This is a genomic window from Elongatibacter sediminis (assembly GCF_037892215.1).
Classification (GTDB): Bacteria; Pseudomonadota; Gammaproteobacteria; order Xanthomonadales; family SZUA-36; genus Elongatibacter; species Elongatibacter sediminis.
Map to the genome: position 1 here is coordinate 37,143 of NZ_JAZHOG010000001.1, position 21,683 is coordinate 58,825.

The window sequence follows — 21,683 nt, forward strand, 5'->3', positions numbered from 1 at the left end:
GAGTCAACGCAGTTGGCTGTCCTTGCTGCCGCGCCGGTTGTAGCCGCTGTGCTCGACCGAAGCGCGGTCGGATGCCTCCTGGCAGCTGACGCACAGGCGCACGCCGGGAATGGCCTCACGGCGGGCCTCGGGGATGGGCTCGTCACATTCGGCGCAGAGCTTGCGGCCGGGACCACGCGGCAGCGAACGGCGCGCCCGCTGAACCGCGTCCTCGACGCTCGCATCGATCTGATCCTGAACCGCACCGTCGCGGCTCCAGCCACCGGCCATGACACCCGTCCTTTCCTGCAAAGATTACAGGCCCGTTTCTACGCGGGACGCGGCGACATTGCAAGTGACCTGCACCCAGGCCCGTGGTGCGCCAGCGGGGCCGACGCACGCCCGGCTCTCTGCGCCGGGCCGGCCGTCATTGCGCCGGTTTGAAGCGGTCCCAGAACGTCTTGTGCACCAGATCGGTGAATTCCCCGGCATCGAGAAATACGCCGTGGCCGTTGGGGCAGCTCTCGTAAACGATGTGCGGCTGATCGGGATCGGCTTCCTGCTGCATTGGTGATTCGCACTGCGGACAGGCGATATCACGCACGCGATTGTACTCACGCCCCACCCTGGCGCTGCCGTCGTCGAGCACGTAATCCGCCATCCAGTCGTCCTGGCGCAATTCGGAAAGTTCATCGGGCTGGAACCACAAACCCTTGCAGCCGGTACAACGGTCCACCTTGATACCACTGAACGAAACGACTTCCATGGCGGAGAAACACTTCGGGCAATTCATCTGGGCGCGCTCCTGGTTGGGTCCGCTTATTCTAGGATCACGCCGGAAACCCGGTCAAAGCCTTTCGCACGACCTGACCGGAAAGGCCGGTGCAGGTAGAATGACCCCTCATTCGACAAGCTCCGGGATAGCGGACGTGGCCCCAGGCGATCTTTCTTTGCCGGATGCGGCGATCCAGGGGAATTCCTGTGCCCGGTTCCGGTCCAAACCGCCGGAATTGGACACTCTGCCCGAGCGGTAACCACACGCCTACATGCCTGCTGACTCCGAATCACCACACCGAACCCGTTCACGACCGCCTGGCGGCGCCGTCGGGCTGCTGCTCATGCTGGCCGCCGTCGGCCTGTTGAATGGCTGTGCCGGCATGGCCCGGGGGACTTCCACGCCTGTTTACCGGGCCCAGGAAGCGCCGGCGCCGGAACGCGCATTGCCGGACGGACCCGAAGCGCTGGTGGTCATTCGCTACCCGGCGCTGATTCATGCCGACGCCGAACATTCCTTCTACCAGGCCTACGGCAACCAGGCCATCGGCGACCCGGTGCCGCTCGAAGTGATGCTGCGGACCGACATGACCCGGGTCGCACAGGCCGTCATCGCCAAGTCCAACTTTTTCGCCATGTCGCTGTACCGCGAACTGCGCGATACCCTCCCCGACCATTCCGTCCTGCTCTCGCCGCACATGATCACCTGGGACCGCGAAACCGGACTGGGCAGTCGGCCGATGCTGGCTTCCGAACAGATCCCCAGCGTGCTCACGATCGATTTCAACGTTTATTCCTACCCCGATATCCGCGAGGTCATGGACGCGCCACCGCTGACCTTCGGAGATCTCGTCACCCCGTTGATCGTGGTCCACGGCGACCGCTGGCTGCGCCCGGCCACCAACGGCCTCGTGCTGAGCAGCGAGCCCCTGGTGCAATCGGCGTGGGCGCTGTCGCGTGCGGCCGCGGAAGCGGAACGCACCGCCATGGTCCGGTATCCGCCCCCGGCTCCCCCGCGCTCCCTCGATTTCACCGGATTCCTGCAACTGCGCGAACTGAACCCGGTCGGAGTGCCACGCCGCGCACCGGGCGAAATCCGGCCGGGCGAAGCCGCCGTGGAAGTCTATCCCCTGGAAAAAGTGCAGATGGACCCGCTGCTGGTGGCCCGGCTGGACGAGACCCCGGGCGTGGATCCCTTCGCCGACCGCTTCGTCGACGGTGCCGCCAACCGCATCGTGCGCCTCTTGCACGAGGCCGATATCGAGCGCGCACTGTTCCTGCAGCGCCATGCCGCCCTGCTGCGTTTCGACCCGGAGTTGGCGAACGTCTACCTGGCCGGCAGCGAGGACGAGTCGGTGCGCGCGCGCCTGCAACTCGCCCAGGCACTGATCCGGGCCGAAAAGGTGTTCCTGTCGGACCAATCGGAAAAGGTTTTCCAGGGCACTTACGAAGGCGACTACGGACAGAAAATGCGGCAGATGATCGCTGCCGAGTACGGCATGCTCGAAGAGCGCCGGCGCCTGGCCCGTATCCAGAACGTGACCACGGCCCTGACCATCGCCATGCTGGCCGGGTCGGTGTACGGCACCTCGGTTTCCGGCTCGGCGGTGGCATCCGCCCTGCAGAGCGTGGCTCCGGCGCTGGTGCTCGGTTCGGTGTGGACGGCGCGTTCCAGCCTGAAAACCCGCGCGCGATCGGCGAATATCACCGAAAAATACATGGCGCTGATGGCGCCCGAACTCGACCAGCAGATCGACGTGCAGATGGAGTGGATGGAATCGCGTGAGCGCATCACCGCGCGCGGTTTCGCGGAGTTCCGCGACAAAACCACCGCGCTCTACCAGTCGCGGGTACGTTCATTGCAGACCACCGCGGATGAGCACTGCCGCTTCAGTCATCCGGAATTCCAGGCCGACGGCCGCTGGTTCGGAGGCTGCGAGGACGGTCGCGCGACGGGCCGCGGCTACGGCATTCTCAGCGGCAGCGACGGCGTGGTGGAATACGCCGGCGAGGCACGCGACGGACGCGCCCACGGCAACGGCGGGATGATTCTCGTGCGCCCGGGTTCGGTCGGGGCCGTATTCTTCGAAGGCCGCTTCCGCGAAGGCGTGCCGGACGGTGTGGTCGCCCGGCACGAACCCGGGCAAAGGCCGCAATGGTTCAGTTACGCAGCGGGTCGTGAAACCGGCCGGGCATCGGAGCGGGAATGGACACGCCCGCTGTTCTGAGCCACGCCACCGGAGCCTGGCGAACCCGGGAACCGGTCCGGAGAAGCCGGGCGTTTGCCTGGCTGGCCGCCCTGCTGCTGCCCGGCCTGCTGCCCGGCCTGCTCCCCGGCCTGCTGAACGCCGACGAGAACGCGCCGGACCCGCCCTCCGGCATCGCGGATGTCGAATCCTACCGTCTGCTCAACCTCGCCCTGATGGTCGCGGAAGGCGCAAGCATCGCGTGGGCCGTCGAACTGGATCCCGCCGGCGCGACGTCACCGCCCGATCGTGGCCTGACCCCACCGATCGATGTCGAGGCATTGCAAACCCCGCTGAACCGGATCGCCGATCCGCGACAGACGGTGGCCCGCGCCGCCCGGCTGTTCCGCTACGCGCGGGCCAATGAGGACGGCATCCGCGCCGCCATCGCCCGGTTCGCGCAGAAATCTCCCGCAGCGGTGACCGCCGTCGACCCAGCCCGGCTGGCGGAGGAAGCACTGATTATTCGCAGTGCGCTGGCCATCACCCTCGAAGATCAAGGGCGGGGACGTGACGACTCGCCCGCCCGTTCTTCCTGGCGGCGAGGCCTGGCCGTGTACCAGGACAAAACGATTTATCTGCGCAACATGATGGAGTTCTGGGAGTTCGACCGCGAACTGGCTGCGATCACCGAAAAGGCGCTGCGCGAGACCGGCACCCGGATCGAAGCTTATCAGCGCCTGCTCGAAGTGGACCCCCGGCTCGACGCCTTCACCCAGCACTTGAGGGCCGTGGAGTACGTTTACCGCGAGTACGGGGTGCCGGAGAAAACGCCGGACGATCCGTCCGACGAACTGATCGAGGCCGCCTCCCAGGTCGATTGAGCAGACGGCCCCGCCCGGAGCCCGTCGCTCTCCCGCGCTCAGAAACCGTCCGGCGACCCGTCGCCGGGCAAATCCTCCGGCTGTTCGTCGGGCAGCGCAACCGGTTCTTCGGGCAGAACCCGAAGCAAGCGCGGATCGATCAGCCGCAAATCCTCGATGCCCAGCGTTCCTGCGGCGGGCTGCGGGTCCGTGGCGGAAATCTGCAAGCCATCCGTTGCCGGGGAATCGGCCGCCCGGGTGATGGAAGAGTCAGAGGACAAGGCGCCATCCAGCCCGGCCAGTTCGCTCACGGCGACGGTGCCGGCCGGCGCGGATTCGGACTCTGGCTCGGAGGGCGAATCGGTGGCAGCCAGCGATTCCTCCTCACCTGCGTCCGTCGACTCATCACCGTCCGCATTTTCCGCACCCGACTCGCCCGCAGCCGCCAATTGCGACGACTCACCGGCCGCGTCGCCGGCTTCTTCTCCAGTTTCGCCGGGCGCTCCGCTGTTACCCGTGGGAGAGCTTCCGTCCGGGTCGTCCCCTTCGCCACCGCCCGGCTGTTGCGCCAGCCCCTGCCGGCGCAGGTAATCGAGCGCGCTCTCGGTGACACCGGAGGGTTCCCGGGCCGCCTCTGTTGACTCGGCCGACTCCCGGTCCGCCGCTTGTGCGGCGCCGGCCCGGCTGGCCTGCCGCTCCGCCGCGGACGCGTCACCGGAGTCTTCGGAGCGGGCGCCGTCACTTCTGCCCGGGGAGCCTCCCGGTGCGGCGCCGGACTGACCCTGGGCCGCCTCGCCCGCCGGCCCGCCGCCAGCCTCGCGCGCCCGCGCCGCGGCCTGTTCGGCGGCATGCGCGGCCTGCTCGGCCTCCTGGTATTTCTGCAGTTGCTCCACCCACGCCTCGCGTTCCTGCTGCGCCAGCAAGGCGTCCCCGGCTGCCGCTTCGCTGGGCTCGTACGGGTAGTCGGACAAATCCACCCCGGGCTCCCACAAGCGGCTCTCGATCACCAGGTCGCTGAGTTGTTCGCGAATGTGCCGCTGGGACTCGGGCGGCAGGTTGGCCAGCTTGCCTTCACGGCTGGTGGAATAGGAAAACGTGGTATTCGATGGCTGGCGGTCGCGGAAACGCTGCTCGCGCAATTCCATCCGCTGGCGGAAGTTCTCTTCGCTCTCGTCGACCCGCCGGCTGGAGGTCTCCGCCTCCGCGGCTGCCGCGTCGCCGGCCTCGGACCCCGCGTCGCGCACGGGCTCCTGGGCCGCGAGCGGCAGGCACACCAGCAGCGAGGCCATCGCGCCCCACCGCCCCCAGCGAGCCGCACGCCGGGCGGCCTGCGGCTCGGGACGACCCGCTGGCGCCGACCGGAGCTTCGGCGCATCGGTGGCATTGGCGGCATGGGTCATCGGCTTATTCCTCCTGCGGCTCGACCCGCCGGACCACGCGCAGACCGGTGAAGTCGTTGCGGTCCCCGCTCTTGAGGTTGAACCGCGCCGGCAGGCGGATGTCGCGCGAGCCGGAGAACCACGATCCCCCGCGGGTCATGCGTGAACTGCACAGCCCCCGCGACCAGGCGCTGCCGTCCGTCGGGGCTTCCAGGTATGACAGGTTCATGCAATCGCGGGTCCATTCCGCCACGTTACCGATCATATCGTGCAGTCCGAAGTCGTTGGGGCGCAAGGACCCCGCGAGCGCGGTCGAGGCCGCCATGCGGTCCGCGCATCCGGTGTGCCGCCAGTCGAACCCGGACTCGGCCCCGGCCACATTGGCCCAGGCACAGACCGCTTCGGCAGACCCGCCCAGCCAATCGCCCTCTTCACCCGCGCGGGCCGCATATTCCCATTCACTCTCACTGGGCAATGCGTAGCGTTCCCCGGTGAGTTCACTCAACCAGGCCGCGTAGCCGGCGGCGTCGTGCCACGACACCAGGATCGCCGGCCGGCGGCCCCGTCCCCAGCCGTTATCGGCCGGACGGGTCTCGCAGCCGCCCGCCTCGACGCAATGGTCCCACTCGGCCAGGGTCACCTCGTACTTGCCGATCGCGAAGGGAGCATCGATGGTCACGCGCCGGCGCGGCTTTTCCAGGCTGACCGCCAGGGGCGAGCTGTCGGCAGAGCCCTGCCAGAACGACCCGGCCGGAACGACGACCATTTCCGGACAGGTCTCACAGTCCCGAAACGCTTTGCCCGGACGCAGGGTCAGGCGATCGATCGCCGCCAGCGCCGCATCGACGTGCCGGCCGGCGGGAAAATCGTCGAGGTAGGCCCGCCACGAGGCCAGGGTATCCGCCTCGCGAGCCTGGGCGAAGCGGGCCGTGTCATTGTGCTCGACCTGCATCTGTCCGCGCAGCTCACGCGCCTCGGCCGCATGTGCCCCGGCCGGCCATTCGGCCAGGTAACGGTCGAGCGCTGCGACGCTGCCGTCCGCGCTGGCCACCTCCCAGGCGGCCTCGTCCCGGCGCCTGCGCTCGGCCTGCTCGCGAGCCAGCCTGGCCTCCTCCTGGCGGAAAGCCTCGATTCTCGCCAGGGCTTCGGTCGCATAACGGCCGTCGGGAAACGTTTCCAGGTGCGCTTCGAAGGCCGCCCGCGTGTTTTCCTCCAGCACTCCGGGCCAGGCCTTTTCCTCCAGGCGCTGCAGGAACTCACGCGCCTGCGCGATGCGCGGCGACTCCGGAAAATCCTCGATGAAGGCCCGGTAAGCCACCACCGCGTCGGTTTCCAGTGCCTGCTGCCAGCGGCGGTTCTCCTCGGCGGCGGCCGCTGCGTCGGCCAGTGCCTGCGCCGTGGAGCGCTGAGCGGCGTCGCGGCTTTGCCATTCGAGGGCGAAATAGCCCACGGTCACGACAATGGCCAGCACCAGTGCGGCAAAGGCCACACCGAGCCAGCCACGCCGACTCGAGGCGGTGGGTGCGGCGCCCTTTCGGCCATCCTGATCCGCCGCTGCGTCCGCTTCCGCACCGCCGAGACGCGCCCGCCATTCCCGCACGCTGCGGGGCCGTGCGGCGGGATCGAGCACCAGTCCGCGACGGATCAGCGTGAGTAATTCCGTGCCCGCCGAATTCCCGCTGGAACGGGAATCCTCGAACTCCCGGGGCAGCTGCAAGGGGTCGTCGCCGCCTTCGTGCTGCGCCCGCAGCCGCTCGCTCGCGGGTGGCGGCTCGCTGCCGAACAGACCCGTGTACAGTGTCGCGGCCAGCGCGTAAATGTCGGTCCACGGCCCCAACTCGCCGTTTTCCGCCAGATGCTCCGGCGCTAGCACGGGATCACCGGGATGTTCCACCGAGACGTCCATGCCGGCACCGAGCCATACCGCCCCGCCCAGGTCCGGCAACATCACCTGGTCCGGTGCGATCCGTCCCGCCGGCGATCCGTCGGTATGCTGCTCGGCCAGCAAGTCCAGCAGGGGACGCGCGGCGTCGGACAATCGCTCGGCCGGCACCGCGCCGGTGCCCGCCACCTGCTCCGACAACAGCCGGCCCGGCGGGCAGGCCAGCAACTGCACCGCCGTCCCGTTGGCGCGGAACGCGCGGATGCTGCGGGCCAGTGCCGGATGGTTCCGGGCGGCGCTGCGGGAGGCATTGGCGAGAAAACGCGCCACGCCGTGCTGGAATGCGGCCTCGGCATCCATATTCGTGGTCACGAGACGGCCGTCGGCCTGGCGGCGGACCAGGGAGGCCGGCGCGAACTCCCGCAAAACGAAATCGGCGCCGGTCGCGCTCTCACGCACCCGGTAGGCGATGACCGTGTCGGTTGCGGACAGCACCGACAGCAGGTCGAAATCACCCACTTTCGTCCCTGCGGGCAGCGCGTCCACCAGAAGCAAGTCGGTCATGATGCGTTGTCGTCCGCGGCAGGTTTGGAATCGGCTTTTGAATCGGGAGACGGATCGGCGTTCGAATCGTCCCCCGCGCCGGCCGCACCGGCCAGACGAACCGTGAACGTGGCTTCGGCCACGGCCAGGGTATCCGCTTCGGTCACGAACATGATTTCACCCCGGGTGCAGGGCACACGACCGATCCACGTTCCCCCCGCCGACCCGAGATCCGTCAGCGTGAGCGCCCCGACACTGCCGCCCAGGCGCGCGTGGTGCGCCGCGATGCCGGTGCCTTCGATGCGGATATCGGCATCACCGCTGCCGATCAGTACGTCGATCGCCGCCGGGTTGACGCTACAACGGCGTTCGAAGGCCGCTCCGCCCGGCAGGGTGCCGACGACATGCAGGCGCCAACCGCTCGCCGGAGCGCCGGCATCTTCGCGCACATCCGCGGCGCGGACCGGCCGGCCTTCGGCAACCACGCCGTCGTCGAGCAGCCCCGGCGCCGCCGAGGTCCGGGCCGACCTGCGGCGACTCAGATAAACCGCCACGATCAGCAAAGCAGCGAGCAGCAACCCCCACCACGGCAGCCTCACGCCGTCCGCTTCCCCGGCAGCCGACGAGAGCCCGTCAGCCGGTGCCTGGGTACTCGTCTCGCGCGCCGGTGCCATATCCTGAGTTTCCGGGCTATTCAAAGCCGCGGAGTCACCGGCGGCCGCCTCGGCGGCGGCATCACCGTCCACGCCACAAGGCGCCGCCCGGGTGGCGACCCCCAGCGAGGCCAGCGCCCGGGCCAGGCGATCGGCCGGCAGGTAGGACGTGTCCGGCGAGGCCGCCATGCCCGCCAACTCGCCCGCCATGCTGTAAGCCGCCAGTCCGCCGCAGTCGTCGAGCAGCGGTCCGGTCACGTTGGGCAAGCCGGAACCGGCCGCGCTCGTGGCATCGGCAGATCCGGTGTCAGATCCGCTGGCGGTTCTCGCCAGCGCACCGGCCGAGGTGGTCCGGCGAATGACGCTGTCTCCCTCGGCAATCCGTTCGGCCGGCGGAAACGCCACCAGATGGAGGCGGGTCTCGTCCGCAACGGACCCGGCGGCCAGCCGGACCGGCGCCCGTTCGAGGCCATCGACGTCCAGCAGCGCGATACCGCTGGCGGGGTGCACGTCCGCCACCGTCGCCGTGCGGCCGTGCTCGAAGATGTCGGCGCCACCGTCCAGCACGAACAGCACATCGCCCGGTGCGGCGAACCCGGCCGGCACGATCACCTGCCCCCGGGGCGATACGACGACCCCGGTCACGGGCCGGACGCGTTTGTCGCCGACGGGTTTGAGCACCAGGACCGCCCAGTCGGGCAGGTCCGGGCCGGATTCAACCGGGGCCTGCGCGCAGACGGACCCTGCGACGAGAAGCCAGGCCAGCACGCAGAACAGGTACGGTCCGGCGGCGCGAATCCCCGATCGCGCACCGCCGGAGAATTCTTGACGGCCGCAATGAACCGGACCGGCCGGAAGGTCGTGGAATGGCCGCATCGATACCGCGCTCAGGGTGCGTACAGCCGATTGATGAGATTATCCAGGCAGTACTGGCCTGCCCGGTTCAATGCCCGCTCCTCGCCACCCTGCACCAGGCTCTGGATGAACACCAGGATCGCCGCGAGCACCAGCGCCAGCAGGGTCGTGCTGAAGGCTACACCGAGGCGCTCGGTCACCTGGTACAGCATGTCGGGGCTTTCGACATTGGCCCGGTCGCCGGCGTAGTTCAGGGCCAGCATGATGCCGACCACGGTGCCGATGAATCCCAGCGACGGGATCAGCCAGATGATGTAACGAATCATGTTGTAGCGCAGTTCCATCTCGTGCATGAACAGTTCCAGCGACGAATTCAGCAGGGAATTGGTCTGGTCGGCGGAGTGGCTCAGGTTGTACCCCAGCACGCAGCGTGCGATCAGCCGCGGCACGAAACACTGGTCACGGTGGGGGTTTTCTCTCACCCGCCGGTAGATCGGGGTTACATCGTCGCCGGGACGCAGCACGGTGCTTTCGTCCACGGGCAGGTAGTTCAGATCGAACTGGCGTTCCTCCAGGCGCAGACCGTGCCAGCGCACCAGCAACTCGGCCAGGCCGGCGAAGAACGCGATCCACAGGGCATTCTGGATCGTGAAAGGCCAGGTTTCGCGTTTCACGTCCAGCAGAATCGAGGCGGCCGTCGTCGGCAGGAACCGGGCCATCAGAACGATGAACAGCAGGGAAACCAGCAGCGCAATCGCCTGTGCGGCCAGTCGTCGGGACATCAGCGAATTCATCGGCTTTCCTCGATATTGCCGGTTTCGGGATTGCGCCGCGGCCGCTTGATCGAAGCGCGCGCCTGCAGGTCATCCAGGCGCTCGCGCAGGCGTCGCGGCAGCCGCAGCTGATCCAGGTCGCGCAATTGCACCGGAACATGCGTGCCGAAGCGCTCGGCAAGCTGCCCGACGTCGATTTCCGCGTCGCCCAGACGTATCCGGTCCTGCCGTCCCAGGTGGACTTTAAGCACCCGTATCCACTGGTCGTTGCGCCGCAGCCAGGTACCGTGCTCCGAGCCGGCATCCATCACCGCGAGCTGACCGTCACCGGTCAGCTCGGCGTGCGCGTGGACCGGTGAAACCGTGTCGCCTTCCACCTGCAGATCACAGGAATCGTGGCTGCCGAGACTCAGTACGCGGGTCATGCCGGCCCGCCCCCGGCCCGGGGCTGCTTGGAATCGTGTCGTTGCGGCATGCGTTTTCGTCCTTTCATCAGGGGGCCAGGGCCAGGAACTGCCCGGAGTTCGCACGGGCCAGGGCCTCCATGAACTCCACCGTTCCACGGTATTTGAAGTAATCACCAATCGTCACGGTATGAATCTCCTGGCGTTGCCTGTTGGCGAGTGTAATGGTCCGGACCAGCGCCGAGCCAGAAAGGTTCCGGTTGAACTCGGGATTGGGCAGTCCGTCGGACACCAGCACGATGGCCCGCGCGGAGCTGGCGAACGCCCGATCCAGCGCATCGAGCAGCGACGACGAACCGCGGAATTCCGCATCCAGCGAAGCCAGGAATTGCCGCGCCCCGGCCCGCGACTGCGAGGAAACACGCACCAGGTCGTCGCCTTCCGGCCAGCGATGGTAACGGATGCCGGAATCGAGTTGCTGAAATCCGAGGATCGCGAACTCGTAGCCGTCGTCCAGCGCCTCGATGCCACGCAGCACCGTGTCCTGCACCAGTTGCCGGTGCTGCCCCAGGAAACCGTTCATATCCACCAGGAACAGAAGGCGAGTCTGGCGCGTTTTCAGGCCCAGAAAGCGAAACGACACCTCGCGGGGCTCCTCGACGACTTCCTCGATTTCGGGCACCGGTGCCGGCGGCGGTGCCTGGGCCAGCCGCTCGGCCTCCTCCACCCGTATCGCCGACGCGACATCGGCCTGCTCGGCCGCCAGTACCGCCGCCCGTTGGCGGGCCGCGCTCAGCCGGCGTTCCAGGGCCGCGACACCGGACTCGACCTGGTCTAATTCGGCCTCGGTCCGTCCCGCCAGTTCCTCCAGCAATTCCAGGTCGCCCTGAGAGCGGACTTCCTTCTGGTAGTCCGGCATCAGGATCAGGGTGATGATGATGAAGGCGCCCATCGCCGATGCGAACAGGTCGATCGCCGACAGGGAAAACACCTCCAGTCCGCGCCGCCGGGCCTTCATCGGGACACGCCCACGAAATCGCCGCCGTTGCGCTGGGCCAGGGATTGCAGAAACATCACCAGGGTGCGGTCTTCGGTATAGTCGCCGATCGCCACCGTGTGAATTTCGAATTCGGTGAACCGATTCTGGCTGCTGATGTCCTGAACGATAAAATTGGGATTATTATCCGGCGCCCCGTCGCTCATCAGGATGATGGCGTCAGGGCGGTACTGCATGGCCGCCATCAGCGCCGCGTGGGTCGGCGTCGAGCCGGCGAAGTTGCGCGCCAGGCCACGGACGAACGCGCGGATGTCGCGCAGGTTCTCCGGTGTGGCCTGCAGCATGCTGGTGCGGTCGGGAAAGGCCCACAGCACCGGTGACGGGTCGCCCTGGTAGCCCACGACGGCGATGTGATTGGTGGCGTCCAGCGGATCCAGCACTTCGAGCACCGAGTCGATCATCAGCCGGGAGTACGACAGCATGCTTCCGGACATGTCGATGACGATCACGAAGGACTTGGCGGCCGTCGCGATACCGAGCAGGGAGAATTCATCACTGGCCACCGGCGCCGGAATATCCGGTTCGATCGCCGGATCCTCGGGTTCGGTCTGGGCCGCGCGCGGAATTTCCGGCAGGTCACGCAGGGCCTGCAGGCGCTCTCGCGCGCGCTGCAGCCGGCGCTCGGATTCGAGATTTCCGGATTCGGCCTGCTCCACGGCGTCGATCAGCGATTCGCGGCGTTGCAGCAATTGCGCGACATCGCCGGCCGCAAGCGCCCGTTGCTCCATGACGTCCAGCGTCCGAGAATGAGCCGTGGCGTCGCCGGCATTACGGTAAAAAGGAAACAACAGCATGACGAGCAGAATGAACGCACCCAAAGCGGAAGCGAAAAGATCCACGGCGGAAGTGGTGAATACGGCAGTATCCCGGTTTGGGCGTCGCATGGCGCTGGGACGTTAGCAAAACCCCTTGGACCCGGCAATGACCACTTCGTTCGCACCGTCATGAACCGATTCGGCGACACACGCAGCTTGCGCGCCACCGCGGGCCTGTTCCTGACCGCCCTGCTGGTCTGCGCCATCACCGCCCCGCGCCGGGCTGCGGCGGACGTAACCGGCCCGGAAACCGCACCACCTCCCGTCACCAAGGAATATCTGCACCAGCAGGCGCCGGGCACCTCCCTGGTATTTCGACTGGAATCCTTCGAGGCCGAATTCGAGTCGGTGATCTCCGAAGCCGGCGAAAAACCCTTCAAGCGTTCGGGCATGCCGGGACTCCGCCTGGGCCCGGTGTTCCAGTTCGTCGAAGCCGTCTCCGCGCCGCGCCAACTCGTCATCGAGGTCAGCATCGCGCGGCGCAGCGATCGCGCCCGTATCGACATGGAGCTGGTTCGCTTCGATCCGGCGGGACCCGACCACAAGCTGCTCCAGCAGGCCTACCGGCTGTTGTCGCACGCCCAGGAAGCCGCGCCTGCCGGCCGGCTCGACCTGTGGCAGGCCAAAGTCATCTCGGCACGCCAGGCGGTCAACCTGTTCGACCGCCTGGGCATGCAGGAGCCCATGCTGTGGGCGGAATTCTATGCCGGTCACCTGATGCTCGAGCGGCTGGGAGACGCCGTTAGCGCCGTTGAAAGCGCGCGCATGGTGCTCACCGGCGCGCAGCGTTCGCGCGATGCCCGGCTGCAGCTCGCCGCCCGCCAACTCGAGGGCCGCGCGCTGATGGCGCTGGCCAGCGCCCGTTCCGATGCGGCCACCCTCGACCGGGCCCGGGCGGTACTGGCGCAAGCCGCACAGGCGGCGGCGGAACTGGATTATCAGCACGAACGGGCTCGGGCGCTGTTCAACACCGGTCTTTCCTGGGAGCAGCAGACGCGATACGACGCGGCCTTCACGTCCTACGACCAGGCCCTGCAGGTCACGGCCCTCAATGGCGACACCGACCTGGCCAACGCCATTCGCCGTCACGCGGCCGAGCTGCACGAACGGCTGGGCGATACCGAAGCCGCCATCGCGATGATGCAGCAGATCGAGTCACGCACCCCGGCATCCGGAGCGCCGCTGGCGGGCACTCCCGCCTCCCCGGATACACCGAGCCAACGCGACACGCTGCGTTATCTCTACGAACAGGGCCGCTTGCTGCACAAGGCCTATCGGCACGTGGAGGCGATTGCGGTGCTGCGGCGCGCCCTTGATCTGGCGGCCCGGCTGGATGACGACAACGCACGCGGCCCGGTGGGCCTGCTGCTCGGACAGGCGCTGTACCAGTCGGGCCGTTTCGAGGAGGCGGCCGAACAACTGGTCGACGCCATTCCTCGCGCACCCGCGTCGGCCTTCGCGCCTGAACTGATGCAGGCGTGGGCGACCCTGGCCACCGTGCGCCGCCATCGGGGTGAATTCGAAGCCGCCGCCGCCACCCGCGAGCAGCAGGCCAAGTTCGCCAATCGCCCGGCCGGCCTGGCCCGGCTGGCCTACGACCTCGGCGTGGACGAATGGATCCGGGCGGGCCACATGACCGCAACGGCCCGTGATCGTTTCCGCGAGGCCGCGCGGCGCGCCGCGCAAGCGCGGCTGCCCGGCCTCGCTGCGCTCAGCCGTCTGCGCCTGTGTGTGGGTGGCGAATCCTGCCCCGAACTGCCGCAGCCACCCCGCACGGGATGGGCCGGATCGCAGCCGGCCGACACGTTCGAGGCGCGCTGGTTGCAGGTCGAGTGGTACCGCGCGCAAGGTCGCGGCACGACCGCGGCGCAACAGGTCGAGCAATTGCTCGGCGACATCCTGTTCTACCGGGCGGAACTCCCGGGTGTTCTCGGCGCCTGGTACCGGGCGCGCCGCGAGTCCGTATTCGATACGTACCTGAACCTGTCGCTGGCGGATGGACGTAGTGAGCGCGCGGCCTACCGCACCCTGGCGGCGCTGGACGCGATTCGCACGCCGACCGGCAAGGCGGCCCCCGCCCTGCCGTTCCCGGTGGACGGAACCTCTGAACAGCGCGACCCGTTGACGGACCGCCTCCGCTCCCTGTTCGCCGTGCGCGCGGAAGGCGGCGGCGAAACGGGGCCGGGGGAACTCGACCGGCTGCTGCGCCAGATGGATGACCGGGCCAGTCGTTTGAGTCTCGCCGCGCGGGCCGCGGCCCTGCAGAACCGGCTCGGCCAGTTACCGCCGCAGACCTCATTGCTGGTGTATTACATCGGCGAGGACGCGGCGCATGCCTGGCTGGGCGACGCCGAACGGCTGCGCATCGTGTCCCCGCGCTGGGACGCCAACCGCTCACGCACGCTGGCCCGGGAGTCGGCGGCCCTGCGGGAGCGGGCGCGCGGACGGGACGCCGACGGACTGACCGCCTCGCTTGACGCCATCGGACGCCTGCTGCTGCCACCCGTGGCGGACGCCCTGCGTCCCGATATCGCGTTTCTCCCGCTGGGCGTGCTGCAGGGTGTGCCGCTCGACGCCCTGACCACCGGCGGCCCTGCCCTCGGCGCGCACCACCGGGTGGTCAACATCCTGTCACTGGATGCGCTGGATCGATTCGCTGCCGCGGTGGATACCCGGGAAACCGAACTTGTCTTTCTGGCCGGCAACCGCCAGACCGGCGCGGGCGACTTCACCGTGACGCGGGCCCCGTCCGCCGAACTCCGCGTCGTGGCCGACCACTACGTGGGGCCCGGGCTCACGGTGCGCCAGGGCGCCGCACTGCAGTGGGACGAGTTCCGCGACATCCGCTTCACCGGTGCCGGTCTGCTGCACCTGGCCATGCCGGCCGTGGAGAACCTCGGCGATACCACCGGATCTCACCTGCTGATGTCCGACAACGCCGACCCGCCCGAGCATCTCTACCTGTTCGCCGACGAATTGCCGGCGCCGGTCGCGGCGCGACTGGCCGTGCTCAGCCAATGCAGTTTCGATGGCATCAGCCCATCGGCGCTCGGCACCCGCGGCGGCCTGATTGAAGGCCTGCTCGGTGCCGGAGTCCAACGGGTGGTGGCCAGCCTGTGGCCCCTGGGTGATGCCGCGGGCGCTGCCTTCATGCGCCGCTTCTACGGCCACCTCGAGTCCGGCGAAACCCCGCTGGAGGCCCTCAACCGGACCAAGCGGGACTACCTGGCCGAAGGCCGGGCGGCGATCACGGTCTGGCCTGCGCTGCAGATTTACATGGACTGAGCGATCACGGATCCGACTCATCCCTGGCCGCGTCCGTGACCTTTTTCTGTTTGCCGTGCTCGCGCCAGTGCGCCCGCAGATCGAACGCGACCTTCAAGGCGATCACCACCAGCAGAACCGGCGTCGACTCACCCAGCAACAAAACGACGAAGCCACCGAAAATCAACACCAGGTGCATGAAGACGATACGCGTATAGGGATCGCTCATCTGATCCTTGATCGAACGGTTTCGGTATTCCCCACGCGCCACAAAATTCGCGAAAAAGGAGTAACCGTGGCTGACGGCCAGGGCCACCAGCGCCGGCCACAGGTCCGCGAACAAGCGACCGACTTCCGTCAGATCGCCGGCTGAATCCGACCGCGGCCCTTCGACGAACAGCGTGTAAATAAACAGGAAATGCACGGCCATGAAACCGCCGAAGTGTCCGACGAAGAACGGGCCGGCCAGCAGGGCCGCCCAGCGCCCGATCATGGCGATCTTGATCACGTTGAAAATGCCAATAACTGCGCTTTCGGCCCAATAAAGCACCATGACGTCGCTCAGGCGCCAGCCCAGGAACACGGTGCCGGCCACGGGTACGAGATTGGCGGCGATCAACGCCAGCGACGACAGTGAAGCCAGCCTGCTTTCACGTTGCGGCTCGGCCGGCGCTGCCGGCTCTGTCAACGGGTCCACGGCCTCGCCGGCGTCGGCGGCCGCGGACAATATGGGGTTCGGCTCCCATTGCCCCGCGAGATCCACGGGCTCCGCCTCACCCCGGCCGAAGCTCACGCCGGTGACCATTTCGACCCGGTTTCGCAAACCCGAGGCCGCGACCGGATCGAGATGCGAGCCGAAAGCGCCGGTGTTGGCGCCGTAATCGAAGGCGAGGTGTGCACCACGCCACGATTTGCCGGATTTGGGCGGGGGCCGTTCAAACCGCACGTTTCGCATGCGCGACGGATCGTAATCCGCGGCGATGCCGATCAGGGGCAGACCGATGAACAGGCGGAGCCTTCCCCGGTCCGCCACGATCACCTCACGGCCGAACAGCAGTGCCACCAGTATCATTGTCAGCAGCAGTGGCGCAATCGACCAGCCCAGCAACCAGGCGCTGATGAAAATGGCGAATACCAGGTCGAACAGGGATTCGAATCCGGCCCAACCGCCCACGGCCTCACGCAGCGCCCCGACCGCCGGAACCAGGAAGACGGCGTCCAGCACCAGAACAATGGCGATCGCCGGCCAGTGCCGGCGGAACGGATACACCGCACGCCATGCGGTCCCGGTGAACGGCCAGTCGATCACAGGACGTATGCGCGGGCGAATTCCCTTGCGAATCATGTCGGTGTTCCCCTCACCTCACCGGGCGGACCGGCCGCCGGGCGCTCAGTTGCAAAAACCCCATCTGTCTGCTTGACTCAGTATACAGAGGGGAGGTTCATGACCGCCGCACTCCCGGATCGAATCAGCAAGACTCTCGTTGCCGTTTGGATCACGGCCGCCGGGCTGCTTGCGTCTTCCAACCCCTTGCCCGCCCTCGAAACCGACTCCGCCGCCACTGCAGACCCATCTGATCCTTCCGCCGCCATCACGGTGGGTCCGCGCAGCGCGGTGGGCAAACCCGAAACCGCCTCGCGCGTGGTCGGCGGACTGCTCGGCGGCGTGCTGGGCGGATCGAAAGACCGCGGTGAGCGCCCGCGCACCCGGCGCGACCCCACCCGCAAACTCGATTACACCCCCTTCGAAGCGTCCGCCTTCGACCTGGAAACCGGCGCCCGAGCCGCCTGGCAGGACGAAAGCCTGCTGGTCAGCACGCGCATCGAAGACGCCGACGACAAGGGCACCTTCCAGGCGATTTTCCTGCAGTCCTGCGACGGGCGGCGTCTGTACCCGGAAGCGTACGAGATCTACAAACTCTGGTCCGAAGGCTCGCTGTCGGTATCCTGGTCCCGCTCGTCCAGCGTCAATGGTCAGGTCGTCAACCGGGATTCCGGAGGCTGGGACGACCGCTGGAGCGACGGATTCAACGTACCCGGGGATGACCTGGCCGTGGTGCCGGGCACCTGGCGGCAACTGGGCTTCGAGCGCGCCTACGGCGGTGCACGCCAACTGGGGGCGCGATTCAGACTGACCCCCTCGGACCTGGAGGCACTGGGTCCGCTGACCCTGTACGCGCACAGCACCCTGCCCGCCCGCGAACCGGTCACCACCGTGGCTTCCCGCTGGCTGCTGCAGCCGGGTGACGACGGCGCCGTCGATATCCTGCCTCCGGGTGAAACGGACGGATCATCGCCGTGTCCATCGGCGGCTCCGGTCCTGGTCGCGGCGGCCGGCAGCGGCATCGCCGTTTTGGCCGCCACCGGCTCAGCCAGACTGCCCGCCGCCAGGCGCGGTTATTCGCTCCCCGAGGGTCTCGTCGTCACCGCCGCCCGGGGCACCGGACGCACCACCGGCCACATCGCCGATCTCAATGTCAGAAACGACAGCGATGCGCCCGTCACGCTGCCGGCAACCGCGTTCTACATCCCCTCCACCCACCGGTTTCAAAGCTACATCGGCGCCCCGCGGCCGGGCTCGGTCGTGCCCCCCGGCGCTACCGTCGCCGTACCAATCGACGGGTATTGCGGCGACGTGCGCCGCCCGCCGGTTCCGGCCGGCGAAGCGCTGCCGCCGGTGGACGAGTGGGTGACACCGGATGACACCGCCGATCCCGTGGTCATTGCACCGGCCGATGGTGCGGCGCCACCGCCCGGCATCCGGGTGCCCGGCACCGACCAGCCACTGCCCCGGCCGGTCGATCCGGACACCGAACCCCTGCTCGCCGCCCCGCTGCTGATCGCCGCGGTGGGGGCGATCGAGCGCGCCACAGCGGACCTGCAGGAAAGCGGCGCGCTCACCACCCCGTTCAGCGGCAATCCGGAACGCGAACACGAGGCGGTCGCGCAGCAGACCCTGTGGCGTTTCGCGGCCGGAATGAAGGGCGAACCGTACACCCGCGAAGAATTCACCGAGCGCCTGGAGGCGCAGTACGAACAGAACACCGGCACGCCCATCACCGCGGCGCCACCCGAGGACCGTGAGCGGGTTCAGCAGGGCGCCGATGACTTCTGGGGCGCCTTCGACCTGGTCGGCGTCGAAGCCAAGGTGTTCAGTCACCCCGAAGCCACCGGCCAGGAACCCGTCGCCGACACCGAAGACGAACCGGTCCCGCCGGCGGAAACCCTGGGCCCGGGATGCACCCCGGATGAACACTTCGAACACACGCCGCAGACGGTCGACGTGGTGGTCGACGACGCCTACGGCAACGAAGACGATCGCGACAAGATACGCACCGGCATCCGCAAGGCCGTCGAAGAAGCGAGCGAAGCCTATGCCACGTCGACGCCGCCCTCCACCGCGTATTCCATCTGGGGCCACGACCACATCGGCGGATTTTCCTCCGCCTACGCCAAGTCCGTGTTCCTCGAGGAAAGCCGCCAGGAGTGGGTGTGGTGGACCGACCCCATCAGTACATCGTCCAGCGGGACCGGGATTCACACCCTGTCGTTCGAACACGGCGAGGAATGCAAGTCCGTGGTCGGCGGCGCGGCGCTGATGTGGATCAAGGCCGCTTCGGACGCCTTCGATCCGCTGGAAAACAATATCGAGTATTTCCGCGCGCTGGACGCGGTCAAAGAGGCCAACATCGAGTACCTCGCCGACAAACTGCCAGCGGGGCTGGGCGAAGCACTGGAAGCCGGCGTGGACGCCATCACCGATCCGTCCAGCGATACGTATGCCAGGGCCAGCGGAACGGCCACCGTCACGGTCGGTGGTGACAGCGATGACGGCAGCACCGAGAACCGGGTGGTGTACAAACGCGAGGACAAGGAAGACAGCGCCATCATCGGCGGCGGCGAGACCATCGGCAAACTGTTGGCCTCGGATCATCGTCCCGGCTCACTGACCTCGAAAATCGACGCCGCGGCCGAACTCGAGGCCGGCGCCGAGGGCAATGGTTTCGCCAAGGCCTGGCTGGAATCGCTGTACGGCACCCTGCTGATCGGCGTGTGCGAATGCCCGACCCACACCTCCTACAAGGTCAGTTTCGACAACGGCCAGTTCATCCGCAGCGAGGGCGCGGCGGAAGCCGTCAAGCGCGCCATCCGCGAAATGAACGAGGCCGCCGAACGCATCGGCAAGGACATCGAGTCGGGCGATCAGGAAACGACCGGCGATGCCCTCGAAGAACGGGCGCGGGTGGAACTCGAAGCCTGGGGCGACAGCATCGGCGGTGACCGCTTCGAAGCCGATGATACTGACCAGGACTGAGCCCGGTCCGGCCGCCTACCAGCCGTAACGGATCGACACGCTCCATTGCCGGCCCCGCGCCGGCGTGCCGGGAAATTCCTCGAAGTCGTCATCACCGATATTGTCCACCGCGAACACCGCCGCCACGCCGGCGGCGAAGCCCGGCCGCCAGACGCCGGCCAGGGAACTGAGCAACGAGCGCCGGCCGGTGCCGCGCAGAGGGTTTTCCTCGGCCAGCCGCCAGGCGTTATCCAGCCGCAGTTCGAAACTCCGGGCCGGGCGCCAGGCCACGGCCAGGGTGGCACGCTGCCGGGCGAAGTTGAGCGCGTAATAGCTTGCGTCCACGGTCGCGGAACCGTAATCCGCGTCCTTGTCCAGCCAGGCGTAAGCCGCCAGCAGCCACAGTGAGCCCGACTGCCATTCGACGCTGGCCTCGGCACCCCAGACGTCGATGTCCACCGGGTTGGCCTGGCGCGCGAACGGGGCGCCCCGGGTGAAGGTCCAGTCGACCAGGTCACGATCGTGGCGGCGGAAGATCGCGCCCCGCCAGCGCCAGGCGCCGCGTTCGTGATCGACGTGCGCCGTGATCGTACCGGCATACTCCCGCTCCAAAGCGGCATTGCCGCCGAACAGACCCGCCGGCGGAGATTTCAGTGCCGTGTAACCCGGCACCTGGGTGGTGCGGGCATAATCCAGCCCCAGCCGGGTCATCGCACCGGCACCCGGTATTTCCAGCCCGATGCCCAGCAGCGGCGACACGGCGTCTTCGTCGCGATTGCTCCAGTCCGCCCGCAGGCCCGGTGTCAGGCTCAGGATGCGGCCGTCTTCCAGGGGCCACACGAAGGTCGGCGCCAGGCTGAAAGCCAGGTAGCTGCGGGATGAGAAATCGCCCACCGTGAGATCGGTGGAACGAACCAGCCGGTCGGCCGTGAACTGCAGATTCATCAGCCAGTCCACCCCGGCGAAACGATGTTCCGCGCTCATGCCCAGCATCGCCGCCCGGGTTTCGTGATCGAAGGAACCCGGCACCCCGGCTTCCGTGGTGCGCCGGTCAAAATCGTAGTCGTCTTCCAGGCGCCGCCACGCCGCGGTGATCTCCCACCAGCCCGCCGCGTTGGAGCGGCGATGGTCGGCCAGCACCAGGCTCATTCGCGTGCGGTCGGTTTCCGGCAGGGATGCGAACCCCGTGTAGGCTCCGGGCCAGCCGAAAAACGTATCGTGATAGCCGGCCAGCAGGTGGGTTTCGGAATCATCGTCGGCGAGCCGCACCTGGGCCGCGTAGCGCTCGAAGTCATGGTCGCCGAAGGGCACGCTTCCGTCGCCCCGGGAAGCCGCCAGCGATACCCGGCCCCCGATCTCGCGCCCATCCGCCAATTCAGCGACCGAAGCGGCTCGCAGCACGCCAAACCGCAGGTCGTCCGACCCCGCACCGGCGGTCACGCTGCCACCGGAACCGAAGCCTGCCGGCCGGTATTGCACGGTCGCAACGCTGGCATTGAAGCCCAGCACGGCATGCTGCGTGTCGGTGAGCAGTTCTGGCGCGGTGAGCATCTCGGGGTCGATCGGAAACTGCACCGCGTAATGCCCGGTCTGCGGGTCGATGATGTTGATGGCGCCGATGCGAAAACCGGTGTTCTCGAACAGTCCGCCCCGCACCGTCACGTCCGCCTGGGACTCCGGCAGCCCGCGCGGCTGCAGCTGCACCGACGGATCGTAGCGCAAGGCGGAAGCCAGGCTGGCGTAGGTGGTGGCCGGTTGCAGAATCGCCACCCGCTGGCCACGCACGACGATGGGGTCCAGTGTTCCGACCTCGGCATCGTCCGCGTGGGCCGTCTCTCCGGCATCTGTCGGTGGCACGTCCTGCGCGCGCAGACCGCCGGTTTGCAGCAACACGGCGAGACAACACACACCGAACCGCGCCGCGGGAATTCCCATGAGATTCATCTGCTGTCCAGCGTCCCG

15 protein-coding genes are annotated in these 21,683 nt (G+C 67.8%); 4 read left to right on the forward strand and 11 right to left on the reverse strand.

What is annotated here, in order from left to right; all coding sequences use genetic code 11:
* Positions 1 to 3: 3 nt before the first annotated feature.
* Positions 4 to 270 carry a DksA/TraR family C4-type zinc finger protein gene (locus V3330_RS00150; RefSeq protein WP_354693340.1) on the reverse strand — a complete coding sequence of 89 codons (267 nt, stop codon included), beginning with the start codon at positions 268 to 270 and terminating at the stop codon, positions 4 to 6.
* 136 nt (positions 271 to 406) lie between these two features.
* A complete protein-coding gene (locus V3330_RS00155; protein ID WP_354693341.1) occupies positions 407 to 772 on the reverse strand; it encodes a zf-TFIIB domain-containing protein in 366 nt (121 codons plus the stop codon).
* 253 nt (positions 773 to 1,025) lie between these two features.
* Here V3330_RS00155 and V3330_RS00160 point away from each other — a divergent pair, with 253 nt between their 5' ends.
* A complete protein-coding gene (locus V3330_RS00160; protein WP_354693342.1) occupies positions 1,026 to 2,981 on the forward strand; it encodes an MORN repeat-containing protein in 1,956 nt (651 codons plus the stop codon).
* Complete coding sequence (locus V3330_RS00165; protein ID WP_354693343.1) at positions 2,960 to 3,823, forward strand: hypothetical protein; 864 nt, start codon at positions 2,960 to 2,962, stop codon at positions 3,821 to 3,823. The genes V3330_RS00160 and V3330_RS00165 overlap by 22 nt, the downstream gene beginning before the upstream one ends.
* Before the next feature lie 38 nt (positions 3,824 to 3,861).
* Here the strand turns inward: V3330_RS00165 and V3330_RS00170 are convergent, their stop codons facing one another.
* The 7 genes from V3330_RS00170 to V3330_RS00200 form a co-directional block, all read right to left on the reverse strand.
* Entirely contained in the window at positions 3,862 to 5,202 is a 1,341-nt protein-coding gene (locus tag V3330_RS00170) for an ICP22 family protein (RefSeq protein ID WP_354693344.1), read from the reverse strand.
* A 4-nt stretch (positions 5,203 to 5,206) separates the two neighbouring features.
* Positions 5,207 to 7,627 carry an SUMF1/EgtB/PvdO family nonheme iron enzyme gene (locus V3330_RS00175; RefSeq protein ID WP_354693345.1) on the reverse strand — a complete coding sequence of 807 codons (2,421 nt, stop codon included), beginning with the start codon at positions 7,625 to 7,627 and terminating at the stop codon, positions 5,207 to 5,209.
* Positions 7,624 to 9,135 carry an FHA domain-containing protein gene (locus V3330_RS00180; protein ID WP_354693346.1) on the reverse strand — a complete coding sequence of 504 codons (1,512 nt, stop codon included), beginning with the start codon at positions 9,133 to 9,135 and terminating at the stop codon, positions 7,624 to 7,626. Before V3330_RS00180 ends, V3330_RS00175 begins: the two co-directional genes overlap by 4 nt.
* 11 nt (positions 9,136 to 9,146) lie before the next feature.
* On the reverse strand, positions 9,147 to 9,908 hold the full coding sequence (locus V3330_RS00185; RefSeq protein WP_354693347.1) for a MotA/TolQ/ExbB proton channel family protein: 762 nt from the start codon (positions 9,906 to 9,908) through the stop codon (positions 9,147 to 9,149).
* A complete protein-coding gene (locus V3330_RS00190) occupies positions 9,905 to 10,312 on the reverse strand; it encodes an FHA domain-containing protein (protein ID WP_354693348.1) in 408 nt (135 codons plus the stop codon). The genes V3330_RS00185 and V3330_RS00190 overlap by 4 nt, the downstream gene beginning before the upstream one ends.
* Positions 10,313 to 10,379: 67 nt before the next feature.
* Complete coding sequence (locus V3330_RS00195; protein WP_354693349.1) at positions 10,380 to 11,309, reverse strand: vWA domain-containing protein; 930 nt, start codon at positions 11,307 to 11,309, stop codon at positions 10,380 to 10,382.
* The gene (locus V3330_RS00200; RefSeq protein ID WP_354693350.1) at positions 11,306 to 12,232 is read right to left on the reverse strand and encodes a vWA domain-containing protein; all 927 of its coding nucleotides are present in this window, start codon (positions 12,230 to 12,232) and stop codon (positions 11,306 to 11,308) included. The genes V3330_RS00195 and V3330_RS00200 overlap by 4 nt, the downstream gene beginning before the upstream one ends.
* Positions 12,233 to 12,292: 60 nt before the next feature.
* Between V3330_RS00200 and V3330_RS00205 the strand changes: the two genes are divergently transcribed.
* Positions 12,293 to 15,448, forward strand: a complete 3,156-nt coding sequence (locus tag V3330_RS00205; protein WP_354693351.1) for a CHAT domain-containing protein — start codon at positions 12,293 to 12,295, stop codon at positions 15,446 to 15,448.
* A gap of 4 nt (positions 15,449 to 15,452) precedes the next feature.
* On the opposite strand, the gene V3330_RS00210 is transcribed toward V3330_RS00205, so the two are convergent.
* The gene (locus tag V3330_RS00210) at positions 15,453 to 16,772 is read right to left on the reverse strand and encodes a DUF6498-containing protein (RefSeq protein WP_354693352.1); all 1,320 of its coding nucleotides are present in this window, start codon (positions 16,770 to 16,772) and stop codon (positions 15,453 to 15,455) included.
* 99 nt (positions 16,773 to 16,871) lie between these two features.
* On the opposite strand from V3330_RS00210, the gene V3330_RS00215 reads away from it, so the two are divergent.
* Complete coding sequence (locus V3330_RS00215; protein WP_354693353.1) at positions 16,872 to 19,742, forward strand: hypothetical protein; 2,871 nt, start codon at positions 16,872 to 16,874, stop codon at positions 19,740 to 19,742.
* Between the two features lie 15 nt (positions 19,743 to 19,757).
* On the opposite strand, the gene V3330_RS00220 is transcribed toward V3330_RS00215, so the two are convergent.
* Complete coding sequence (locus V3330_RS00220) at positions 19,758 to 21,665, reverse strand: TonB-dependent receptor plug domain-containing protein (protein ID WP_354693354.1); 1,908 nt, start codon at positions 21,663 to 21,665, stop codon at positions 19,758 to 19,760.
* Positions 21,666 to 21,683: the final 18 nt, after the last annotated feature.